This window comes from Streptomyces sp. NPDC006476 (assembly GCF_040612015.1).
Classification (GTDB): domain Bacteria; phylum Actinomycetota; class Actinomycetes; order Streptomycetales; family Streptomycetaceae; genus Streptomyces; species Streptomyces griseorubiginosus_B.
On sequence record NZ_JBEXPK010000244.1, the window covers coordinates 1 to 2,578 of the forward strand.

General features: G+C 70.1%; 3 protein-coding genes. All 3 read left to right on the plus strand.

Annotated features, from left to right (window positions below; translation table 11 throughout):
• Window positions 1-1,098, plus strand: a 1,098-nt coding sequence (locus ABZZ74_RS53580; RefSeq protein WP_356951364.1) for a vitamin B12 dependent-methionine synthase activation domain-containing protein, incomplete at its 5' end; no start/stop codon positions are given.
• The gene (gene metF, locus ABZZ74_RS53585; protein WP_356951365.1) at window positions 1,095-1,952 is read left to right on the plus strand and encodes a methylenetetrahydrofolate reductase [NAD(P)H]; all 858 of its coding nucleotides are present in this window, start codon (window positions 1,095-1,097) and stop codon (window positions 1,950-1,952) included. The genes ABZZ74_RS53580 and metF, both read left to right, overlap by 4 nt.
• The coding region (locus tag ABZZ74_RS53590; protein WP_356951366.1) for an adenosylhomocysteinase at window positions 1,942-2,578 on the plus strand (637 nt) is incomplete at its 3' end. The genes metF and ABZZ74_RS53590, both read left to right, overlap by 11 nt.

Below are 2,578 nucleotides of genomic sequence, written 5' to 3' on the forward strand. Positions count from 1 at the left end.
ACGGTGATCATGAAGGAGAACCTGGAGGAGCTCAACCAGCGGGGCCTGGCCGCCGACTACCCCGTCATCCTGGGCGGCGCCGCCCTGACCCGGGCCTACGTCGAGCAGGACCTGCACGAGATCTACGAGGGCGAGGTCCGCTACGCCCGGGACGCCTTCGAGGGCCTGCGGCTGATGGACGCCCTGATCGGCGTCAAGCGGGGCGTGCCGGGAGCGCAGCTGCCGGAGCTGAAGCAGCGCCGGGTACGGGCGAGCGCATCCGGCGAGGTCGACGAGCAGCCGGTGGAGGGCAACGTCCGCTCCGACGTGGCAGTCGACAACCCCATCCCGGAACCTCCCTTCTTCGGCACCCGCGTCGTCAAGGGCATCCAGCTCAAGGAGTACGCCAGCTGGCTCGACGAGACGGCGTTGTTCCGCGGTCAGTGGGGTCTCACCAAGGAGCTCATAGAGACCGAGGGACGTCCGAGGCTGCGCGGCTGGCTCGATCACCTGCAGCGGGAAGGCATGCTCGAAGCGGCCGTCGTCCACGGCTACTTCCCCTGCGTCTCCAAGAGCGACGACCTGATCATCCTGGACGAGCACGGCAACGAGCGCACCCGCTTCACCTTCCCCCGGCAGGCACACGGCCGCCGGCTCTGCCTGGCCGACTTCTTCCGGTCGGAGGAGTCCGGCGAGACCGATGTCGTAGGCCTGCAGGTCGTGACCGTAGGCTCCCGCATCGGTGACGCCACCGCGGACCTCTTCGAGGCCGACGCCTACCGTGACTACCTGGAACTGCACGGTCTGTCCGTGCAGTTGGCCGAGGCGCTCGCCGAGTACTGGCACGCGCGCGTGCGGGCCGAGTGGGGCATCGCGGGTGCGGATCCGGACTCGCTCGACGGCATGTTCCGTACCGCCTACCAGGGGTGCCGCTACTCGCTCGGCTACCCGGCCTGCCCGGACCTGGAGGACCGCGCCAAGATCGCCGACCTGCTCGAACCGGAACGCATCGGCGTGCATCTGTCCGAGGAGTTCCAGCTGCACCCCGAGCAGTCCACGGACGCGATCGTCGTCCACCACCCGGAGGCGAGCTACTTCAACGCGGGAGGCGCACGATGACGACCTTCTCCTTCGAGTTCTTCCCGCCGAAGACGGACCAGGGCGAGCGCACCCTGTGGGACGCGATCCGTCGAGTGGAGCCCCTGCGACCGGACTTCGTCTCCGTCACCTATGGAGCGGGCGGTTCCTCCCGTGACCGGACCGTCGCCGTCACCCGGCGCATCGCCGCCGAGACCACCCTGCGGCCGGTCGCCCATCTCACCGCGGTCGGCCACTCGGTCGCCGAACTGCGCCGGATCATCGGCCAGTACGCCGACGCGGGCATCCGGGACGTACTGGTCCTCCGGGGTGATCCGCCCGGCGACCCGAACGGCCCCTGGACGCCTCACCCCGAGGGGTTCACGTACGCCCGGGAACTCGTCGAACTCGTGCGCTCGCTCGGTGACTTCACCATCGGGGTGGCCGCCTTCCCGGAACGCCATCCGCGCTCCCCCGACTGGGAGAGCGACATCCGGCACTTCGTCGCCAAGTGCCGGGCCGGCGCCGACTACGCCATCACGCAGATGTTCTTCCACGTCGAGGACTATCTGCGGCTGCGCGACCGGGTCGCGGCGGCGGGCTGCGACATCCCGGTCATCCCGGAGATCATGCCCGCCACCGACGCCGGCCAGATCCGCCGCTTCGCGGAACTGTCCGGCGCGGCCTTTCCCGAGGACCTCGCCCACCTGCTGGAGCGGGCGCGCGGCAATCCCGCCGAGGGCCGGCGGATCGGCGTCGAGCACGCCACCGGCATGGCCGTGCGCCTGCTGGCCGAGGGCGCACCCGGGCTGCACTACATCACCCTGAACCGGTCGACCGCCGCGCTCGACATCCACCGCAACGTCCTGGCCTCAAGGAGCCTCAGTGTCCGCTGACTTCACGGACTTCAAGGTCGCCGACCTGTCCCTGGCCGAGTTCGGCCGCAAGGAGATCACCCTCGCCGAGCACGAGATGCCCGGCCTGATGTCCCTCCGCGAGGAGTACGCCGACGCGCAGCCCCTGGCCGGCGCCCGCATCACCGGCTCGCTGCACATGACCGTCCAGACGGCCGTGCTCATCGAGACACTGGTCGCGCTCGGCGCCGAGGTGCGCTGGGTGTCGTGCAACATCTACTCCACCCAGGACCACGCGGCCGCCGCGATCGCCGCGGCCGGCATCCCGGTCTTCGCCTGGAAGGGCGAGACGCTGGAGGAGTACTGGTGGTGCACCGAGCAGGCCCTGACCTGGCCCGGTGACACGGGCCCGAACATGATCCTCGACGACGGCGGTGACGCCACCCTCCTCGTCCACCAGGGCGTCGAGTACCGCAAGACCGGCCGCCTCCCCGCCGCCGACAACGAGGAACTGGCCGTCGTCCGCGCCCTGTTGGAGCGCAGCCCGCTCGACTGGCCCGCGATCGCCTCCGGGATCCGTGGTGTGACGGAGGAGACCACGACGGGTGTGCACCGTCTGTACGAGATGCAGCGTGACGGCGTCCTGCTGTTCCCGGCCATCAACGTCA

What these genes read in the sequence shown, in the direction of transcription:
- metF (WP_356951365.1), top strand. Translation starts at nt 1,095, where the DNA reads ATGACGACCTTCTCCTTCGAGTTCTTCCCGCCGAAGACGGACCAGGGC.